Origin of the sequence: Brevundimonas sp. (genome assembly GCF_018608325.1) — a bacterium.
Lineage (GTDB): Bacteria > Pseudomonadota > Alphaproteobacteria > Caulobacterales > Caulobacteraceae > Brevundimonas.
In genome coordinates, this window is the sequence record NZ_JABAZW010000167.1 from 1 (window position 1) to 8,018 (window position 8,018).

The 8,018-nt window shown below is 67.6% G+C and carries 9 protein-coding genes and 1 pseudogene; 4 read left to right on the forward strand and 6 right to left on the reverse strand.

What is annotated here, in order from left to right; genetic code table 11:
* A pseudogene (locus tag QZ281_RS16860) lies at positions 1 to 406 on the forward strand (3-deoxy-D-manno-octulosonic acid transferase); the annotation flags it as partial.
* Positions 403 to 1,419 carry a tetraacyldisaccharide 4'-kinase gene (gene lpxK / locus QZ281_RS16865; RefSeq protein ID WP_292230381.1) on the forward strand — a complete coding sequence of 339 codons (1,017 nt, stop codon included), beginning with the start codon at positions 403 to 405 and terminating at the stop codon, positions 1,417 to 1,419. The pseudogene QZ281_RS16860 and the gene lpxK, both read left to right, overlap by 4 nt.
* Here lpxK and QZ281_RS16870 read toward each other — a convergent pair.
* On the reverse strand, positions 1,404 to 2,729 hold the full coding sequence (locus tag QZ281_RS16870) for an amidohydrolase family protein (RefSeq protein ID WP_292230383.1): 1,326 nt from the start codon (positions 2,727 to 2,729) through the stop codon (positions 1,404 to 1,406). The two genes, lpxK and QZ281_RS16870, sit on opposite strands and share 16 nt — an antisense overlap.
* Before the next feature lie 135 nt (positions 2,730 to 2,864).
* Here QZ281_RS16870 and QZ281_RS16875 point away from each other — a divergent pair, with 135 nt between their 5' ends.
* Positions 2,865 to 3,536 (forward strand): murein L,D-transpeptidase catalytic domain family protein, encoded by a 672-nt coding sequence (locus tag QZ281_RS16875; RefSeq protein WP_292230385.1) that lies wholly within the window; start codon positions 2,865 to 2,867, stop codon positions 3,534 to 3,536.
* 194 nt (positions 3,537 to 3,730) lie between these two features.
* Here QZ281_RS16875 and QZ281_RS16880 read toward each other — a convergent pair whose 3' ends face one another.
* From QZ281_RS16880 to QZ281_RS16900, 5 genes are all read right to left on the reverse strand, one after another.
* Positions 3,731 to 4,522, reverse strand: a complete 792-nt coding sequence (locus QZ281_RS16880; protein WP_292230387.1) for a TSUP family transporter — start codon at positions 4,520 to 4,522, stop codon at positions 3,731 to 3,733.
* 29 nt (positions 4,523 to 4,551) lie between these two features.
* Positions 4,552 to 5,826 carry a phosphoribosylamine--glycine ligase gene (gene purD / locus QZ281_RS16885; RefSeq protein WP_292230389.1) on the reverse strand — a complete coding sequence of 425 codons (1,275 nt, stop codon included), beginning with the start codon at positions 5,824 to 5,826 and terminating at the stop codon, positions 4,552 to 4,554.
* Between the two features lie 50 nt (positions 5,827 to 5,876).
* Entirely contained in the window at positions 5,877 to 6,323 is a 447-nt protein-coding gene (locus QZ281_RS16890; RefSeq protein WP_292230391.1) for a hypothetical protein, read from the reverse strand.
* A 16-nt stretch (positions 6,324 to 6,339) separates the two neighbouring features.
* The gene (locus QZ281_RS16895) at positions 6,340 to 6,501 is read right to left on the reverse strand and encodes a hypothetical protein (protein WP_201099184.1); all 162 of its coding nucleotides are present in this window, start codon (positions 6,499 to 6,501) and stop codon (positions 6,340 to 6,342) included.
* Between the two features lie 65 nt (positions 6,502 to 6,566).
* Positions 6,567 to 6,989, reverse strand: a complete 423-nt coding sequence (locus QZ281_RS16900; RefSeq protein ID WP_292230395.1) for a PRC-barrel domain-containing protein — start codon at positions 6,987 to 6,989, stop codon at positions 6,567 to 6,569.
* Positions 6,990 to 7,211: 222 nt separating this feature from the next.
* On the opposite strand from QZ281_RS16900, the gene xseA reads away from it, so the two are divergent.
* On the forward strand, positions 7,212 to 8,018 hold an 807-nt coding region (gene xseA / locus QZ281_RS16905; protein WP_292230398.1), incomplete at its 3' end, for an exodeoxyribonuclease VII large subunit.

Consider the following 8,018-nt stretch of genomic DNA (forward strand, 5'->3'; position numbering starts at 1 on the left):
CATCTATCTGGCCGACACCCTGAACGAGATGGGCCTGTTCCTGCGTCTGGCGGACGTAGTGGTCATGGGGGGTTCGTTCGCCCCTGCGCTGGGCCTTGCGCCGGTCGGGGGGCATAATCCGCTGGAGCCTGCGCGGCTGGCGCGGCCGACAATCAGCGGACCGGACGCCTCCAACTGGGCCACCGTGACCTCGTCGCTGGCCGAGGCGGGCGGGCTGATACTGGTGCAGGGACCGCATGAACTGGCCGGGGTCATCGCCCCCCTGCTGGCCGACCCGGCGGCGGCCAAGGCCATGGGCGAGCGAGCGAAACGGGCGGCGGCGGAGGCAGGCGGCGGGCTGGACCGGCTGTGGTCGCTGCTGACGCCTCTGATCCCTCCTGCGCCCGCCAAGGGGATGCGGCGATGAAGCTGAACACGCCGCGCTGGTGGTATATCCGCGACCACAATCATGCACGGGTGACGCGCACGGTGCTGAAGCCGCTGGGCTGGATCTGGGCCGGGGTGACGGCCAGCAAGATCGCCAAGGCCACGCCGGTCGATCCCGGCTGCGCGGTGATTTCAGTAGGCAATCTGACGGTCGGCGGTTCTGGCAAGACGCCGGTGGCGCGCGAGACGCTGCGGCTGCTGCACGCGGCGGGCGTTGAGGCGCACGGCCTGTCACGCGGTTACGGCGGAAAACTTGAAGGGCCGGTGCGGGTTGATCCGACGGTGCATACGGCGGCGGATGTCGGCGATGAGCCGCTGATGCTGGCGCAGGACGCGCCGGTGTGGATTTCACGCGACCGGATCGCGGGCGCAAACGCTGCTGTCGCGGACGGAGCGCAGGCGGTGGTGCTGGATGACGGGCATCAGAACCCGGCGCTGAAAAAGACCGTCAGCCTGATTGTCGTGGACGGCGAGACGCGCGGCGATGAATGGCCGTTCGGGGATGGGTCGGTGTTTCCGTCCGGCCCGATGCGCGAGCCGCTGAAGGCCGGGCTGTCGCGCGCCGATGCGGTGGTGGTGATGCTGCCGACCGATGTGGATCAGGCCGACCCGGAACTGCTGGAGCTGTTTGGCGACCTGCCCGTCTTCATCGCTCGACTGACGCCCGAGGGGCCGCCGCCGTCCGGCCCGCAGGTCGGGTTCGCGGGCATCGCCAAGCCGTGGAAGGTCGAACGGTCGCTGAAGGCGGCGGGGTGTGATCTGGTCGACTTCGTCCCCTTCCCCGACCATGCGGCCTATAGCGCCGAGAACATGAAGTTCCTGGCCGAACGGGCGACGGTCTATGGCGCCGGTCTGGTCACGACCGAGAAGGATTGGGTCCGGCTGACGCCCGACCAGCGCACGCAGGTGGCGGCCTGGCCGGTCGTTGCCCGGTTCGAGGATCAGGCGGCTTTCGACGCCTTCCTGACCCGCCGTATTCAGTCGGCGCGATAAACCACGCCGTTACGCATCACGAACTTCACGCGCTCCAGCTCGGTCACGTCCGTCAGGGGATCACCGGCGACGGCGACGATGTCGGCGTTGCGGCCGACGCCGATCCGACCAGCCTCGTTGGCGATCTTCAGGTGTTCGGCGGCGCCGACCGTTGCGGCCTGAATGGCCTCAAGCGGGGTCAGACCGGCGCGGACCAGAAGGGCGAACTCCTGAGCATTGTCACCGTGGGCCGAAACACCCGAGTCGGTGCCGAAGGCGATCTTGACCCCGGCGTTGTGGGCGCGGCGGGCCATGTCCAGCATCTTGGGTCCGGCTTCCAGCGCCTTGGCCGTCTGGGCGGGCGTGAAGAAGTTGTTGGGGCTGGACGCCACGCGCGCCACGAAGTCGCCCGCCAGCAGGGTCGGCACCAGCCAGGCGTTGTTCGTCTTGAACAGGCGGATCGACTGGTCGTCCAGATAGGTGCCGTGTTCGATGGAATCGCCGCCTGCGCGCAGGAAGGCGTTGATGCCGTCGACGCCGTGGGCGTGGGCGGTGACCTGACGGCCCATGCGGTGCGCGCTTTCGACGATGGCGGCCAGTTCAGCGTCGGAGAACTGTTGGTTCAGGCCCGCCGCCGTATTGGACAGGACGCCGCCGGTGGCGGTGATCTTGATGATGTCGGCGCCCGAGCGGACCTGAGTGCGGACGGCGCGCATGCAGTCCTCGGCGCCCGAACAGACGCTTTCGGGCGACATCAGGTGCAGGATGTCCTCACGATAGCCGTTGACGTCGCCATGACCGCCGTGGATCGACACTGCGCTGCCCGAGGCGATGATGCGCGGCCCCGGCACGTCGCCGTTCCTGACCGCATTGCGCAGGGCGAAGATCGCCTCGTTGCTGGCGCCCAGATCGGCCACCGTGGTGAAGCCCGCCAGCAGGGTGCGACGCGCGTAACGGGCGCCCACCATCGCCTGATCGGCGTCGGACTGGACCAGGCCGTCAATGCGCGAACTGGCGCTCTGCTGGCCCGTCAGGTGGACATGGCTGTCGATCAGTCCGGGCAGGACGAAGGCGTCGCGCAGGTCCACGACCTTGCCCTGAGACGCGTCGCCGACAAAGCCGTCGCGCACTTCGACGACTTGGTTCCCTCTGATCACGAGAGTTTTACCACGTTGCACAACACCGGTCGCCGGGTCGGCCAGAAGACGGCCTGCTTCGACGAACACTGTCGCCTGCGTATCCCCCATTCCAGTGACAGCCGGGGTTTGCTGCGCGAACGCCGCAGTCGCCGACGCCATCAGCGCCGCCAGAGCCAAGCCCAAACGTTTCATCAAATACTCCCCCGGCATCCCTGCCCCAAAATAGCCCCACAAGGCTCAGGTTGCCTGAACCGTAACCTTTTGAAACAAACCACCCCCAAGAACAAACCGCAACGAGGGCGTCGCATGCGGCTATCGAGACGAGGCATGATTCTGGGCGGTTCGGCCCTGCTGACCGGTTGCGCGAGCGCAAGCGCGAAGGCGCCGATCACGACACTGGCGCAAGCCGCACCGATCGCTTCGCCGAGCGTGGAGCTGCCGGTGATCCAGACGGGCGTTCTGACGCCGCCTCCGCTCGATCCCCGCCGCCATGTCCGCAAGGACCTGATGGACCGCGCCATGGCCGCGCTGGACACCCACCACCGCAAACTGCCGCTGCGCGACCGGATGTATCTGGTCGATTTCAAGAAATTCTCGGGCGAGGAACGACTGTACGAGGTCGATCTGGTCAGCGGTGAAGTGAAGGTGCTGCGCACCTGCCACGGGCGCGGCTCGGACCCCAGCCATTCGGGTTATGCCCAGCGGTTCTCGAACACGCCGAACTCGAACATGTCGTCGGTCGGCGCCTATGCCACAGCGGGCGCCAGCTGGGGCAGCCAGCAGGGGCCGAACGTGCTTCTGGACGGGCTGGAATACACCAACGACAAGGCCCGTGAGCGCGCCATCATCATCCACGGCGCGGACTATGCGGACCCGCAGTTCCTGGCGCGCGAAGGCAAGCTGGGCCGCAGCTACGGCTGTTTCTCGGTGGCCCACACCGACCTGCCGGAACTGCGCGAACGGATGGGCGAAGGCCGCCTGCTGTACGCGGCGGCGTGAGGGTTCAAGTCCACCGGGATTCAACCGACCTGCCTCTCGAATCGTCATTCCGGGGCTGAGCGCAGCGAAGAACCCGGAACCCAGGGCTACAGTCGCACCGCTGGACACATTCGACGCCAGATATGAGCTTCCTGGGTTCCGGGTTCGCCCTGCGGACGCCCCGGAATGACGGTCTAGGCTGATCTCGACCAGATTTAACCGAACCAGCCCGCGATCATGATCCGCAGGGGATTACTCGGGTCGGACAGCAGCTTGGCCACCATGCCCAGCGAGATCACGACCAGCAGCGGCCGGATCAGGCGCGGCCCGAACCGCATGGCCGAGTGTGCGCCCAGCCGCCCGCCGATGATCTGGCCCACGGCCATCGAGCCGCCCAGCAGCCACATCACATGGCCGCCCGCCGCCAGAACCACCACCGAGACGACATTGCTCATCAGGTTCAGCGCCTTGGTGTTGGCCGTCGCGCGCGTCAGGCCCATGCCCATCAGGGTCACAAGGCTGAGGGCGTAGAAGGATCCAGCGCCGGGACCGAAGAATCCGTCATAGAAGCCGATGCCGCCCGCCACGGCGCTGTAGGCCAGCGGGGTCAGGCGGGCGTGGGCGTCCTCGTCGTTCGCCTTGGGTCCGAACAGGAAATAAAAGGCGATGGCGATCAGCAGCACCGGCAGCAGCACCATCAGCCAGCGGGTGTCGGCCACCGTGACCGCAAACGCCCCCATGGCCGCGCCCAGCAGGGTCGAGCCCAGCGGCCACTTCAACAGGCCAAAGTCGATCCGACCTGCACGCCAATAGCTCCAGGTCGCCGAGGCCGTGCCGAAGCTGGCCTGCACCTTGTTGGTGGCGATGGCGGCGACCGGCGGAATGCCCGCCGCCAGCAGGGCCGGAACCGTGATCAGCCCGCCGCCGCCCGCGATGGCGTCGACAAACCCCGCCGCCACGGCCGCAAGGCACAGCAGGGCGATGATCTCAGGGGCCAGTTCAACCATGCGATACTCTCACTCGGCCGGTGTTCGGCCTATTCGCGGTCCAGGGCGCGCCAGCCGATGTCGGAGCGGTTGAAGCCGCCCGGCCAGTCGATCCTGGCGATGGCCTCATAGGCGCGTTCGCGGGCCTGGGCGATGTCGTCACCCTCGGCGCAGACGTTCAGCACCCGCCCGCCCGCAGCGGTCAAAGCCCCGTCTTCGCGGCGCTTGGTTCCGGCATGGAAGACCTGGACGTGAGGGCCGAAGTCCTGATCAGCGCCGCGGATGGTCGAGCCTTCCAGCGGGCTGTCGGGATAGCCCTTGGCCGCCATGACCACGCAGATCACGGTCTGGGGCTTGAAGGCGGCGTGGGGCAGGCCCGAGACGTCGCCCCGCGCGCAAGCCAGCAGATAAGGCACGATGTCGCCGTCAAAGCGCATCATCAGCACCTGACATTCCGGGTCGCCGAAACGGGCGTTGAACTCGACCACCTTGGGGCCGTCCTCGGTCGCCATCAGACCGGCGTACAGAACGCCGCGATAGGGCGCGCCCTCTTCGGCCATTTTCTGGATGGTGGGCTGGACGATCAGGTCATTGGCCTGCTGCACCAGTGCGTCGGTGAAGACGGGCGCGGGCGAATAGGCGCCCATGCCGCCGGTGTTGGGGCCAAGGTCACCGTCAAAGGCGCGCTTGTGGTCCTGAGCCCCGCCGAACAGCACGGCCTGCTTGCCGTCACACAGGGCGAAGAGGGAGCCCTCCTCCCCGTCCATGAACTCCTCGATCACGACGCGGGCGCCCGCTGCGCCGAAACGCCCGCCCAGCATCCGCTCGATCTCGGCCTCGGCGTCCTGACGGTCCGGACTGATGGCCACGCCCTTGCCCGCCGCCAGACCATCGGCCTTGATGACATAGGGGGCGGCGAAACGGTCCAGCGCGCCCTTGGCGTCGGCGACCGTCTCATAGACGCCATAACCGGCGGTGGGGATGTTGTGGCGCTCCAGAAAGGCCTTGGAGAAGGCCTTGGAGGTTTCCAGCTGCGCCGCCTTGGCGGTGGGGCCGAAGCAGGGAATGCCCGCTGCGGCCAGCAGGTCAGCCAGACCCGCCGCCAGCGCCAGTTCCGGCCCGACGACGACCAGATCGGCCTTGATCTCACGCGCCAGAGCCGCGAGCCCTTCGGCGTCATCGGCCTTGACCGCGCGAAGCTCGCACAGCTTCTCGATGCCGGGATTGCCGGGTGCGGCGACAAGCCGCGTGACCAGCGGCGACTGGGCGATCTTCCAGGCCAGGGCGTGTTCGCGCCCGCCCGATCCGACGAGAAGAATGTTCATGAGACCGGGCAATGACGGCGCCGCTGCGGTCGGTCAAGCGCCGGGCCGGCTTATTCCGGCAATGGCGGCGCGATATCGGGGCTGTAGGCAGGCAGAGCCTGCAGTTGGGCGGCGGTCAGGCTGGTCATCAGATCGTTGTTGGCCCCGTTCTGGATCGGCGCCAGATCGGCGATCGGCACCATGACATTGACGGCGCCCGGCCCCTGCAATTCGACCACCACATGGGTCAGACGCCGCTGCGGGTCCAGCACCAGCTTGGTCACCCCGCCCAGATCCGTGTTGTCGCGCGACAGGAGGTTTGCCCCCTCCAACTGATCCCGGGTCATGTTGAAAGCCAGGACCGTGTCGCCGCCGACCGCATCGGACTGGGCGTCAGTCGCCGGAACCGGCGGGGCGTTGGGGGCGGACTGTTCGACGACCGCGTCGTCATTCTGGTTGGAGCAGCCGACGAGGCCCAAGCCCAGCAAGGCAATGGTCAGGACAGTCAGACGCTTCATCGAAATCGCTCAGGCCTCAAAGGATCGCCGACAGGACATAAACGACGAAACCCAGCAGAATTATGCTCAGGATAATCAGCCACGGGCTCATGGCGCCGCCTGCGCCGCTGCGCCGCTGCAGGCCCCGCTCACGCGGGTCACGGTCGTCCGGGTCTGTTCCTCTGGGATCGGCGGGCATGGATCAGGAACGGCGAGCGCTGCCCGCCGTTCCCACGTATCCGTCCAAACGCAGGACGGGCGGTCTTATGGCGCCCAGGCAGGCAGCGCCTTGACCTGATCCAGCGTCAGGGGGGTGACCACGACATGATCGTCCCCCAAGGTCTTCACCGTCAGCCCAGCCAGCGGCAGACGCACCCAGCGTTCGCCCACCCCGGTCGGGGCCACGATCAGGCCGGTCGCCTTGCCGTCGCTGCTGATGTCGACCCTTTGGACGTCGCCGACATCGGTCCCATCGCTGGACAACAGATTGGCGCCTTCCAGCTGGGCGCTTCTCAGGCCCAGAACCATCGGTTCGCCCTGCGTCATGGCGGCGGCGTCGGTCTGGGGCGTCATGGCCTGGGGCGGGGCCGTCGCAGGCGCAGGCGCGGGGGGCGGGGTTTCCTTTTGTTGAGAACAGGCCGCCAGCAGGGCTGCTGCTGCGGCGGCGATCATCAGACTGCGGTTCATTGAACTCATCCTGGTCAAGCCCGTGTGTGGGCATGGCGCCGGCCAGCAAGGACCACGGACCGGCGGACGGATCGCAGGAGGGGCGCTGTGGGGAGGCGCTCGGCTGATCACCCTTCGGGGGTCTGGATGGCGGTTGCCCGACTCCATGAGCGCCAAACGCATGCTGTCATCGACCGTTCCGCGCCCATTCCCGCATTCGGCGGCGCACGGTAAGGTGGGGACATGAGTGACGACTCCTACGTATTCGAAGGCCCGGCTGAACAGTCAGCCCCGCGCGACAACAATCCGCCCCTGTCCATCTCGGAGCTGTCCTTCGCGCTGAAGCGGACGCTGGAGGAACGGTTCGGCCATGTGCGGCTGCGCGGTGAAATCTCCAAGGTGAACCGCCACGCCTCGGGCCACGTCTATCTGACGCTGAAGGACGACAAGTCAGCCATCGACGGCGTGATCTGGAAGGGCGCGGTGCGGGGTCTGGGCGTCCAGCCGCAAGCGGGGCTGGAAGTCATCGTCACCGGCAAGATCACCTCCTATCCGGCGCGGTCGTCCTACCAGATCGTGATCGAGAGCATGGAGGCGGCGGGCGCGGGCGCCCTGCTGGCCCAGCTTGAGCGGCTGAAGCTGCGCCTGCGCGAAGAGGGCCTGTTCGAGCCCGCGCGCAAGAAGCCCCTGCCCCAGTTCCCACGCACCATCGGCGTCATCACCAGCCCGACCGGCGCCGTGATCCGCGACGTGCTGCACCGGATCGCCGAACGCTGGCCGTGCCGGGTCATCGTCTGGCCCGTAATGGTTCAGGGCGATGCAGCAGCCGGTCAGGTGGCCAACGCCATACGCGGCTTCGACGCCATGGAGCCGGGCGGCCCCATTCCCCGCCCTGACCTGCTGATCGTCGCGCGCGGCGGCGGGTCGGTGGAGGATCTGTGGTGCTTCAACGACGAAGCTCTGGCCCGCACGGTGGCGGCGGCGCGCATCCCGATCATCTCGGCCGTGGGGCACGAGACGGACACCACCCTGATCGACTTCGTCTCGGAC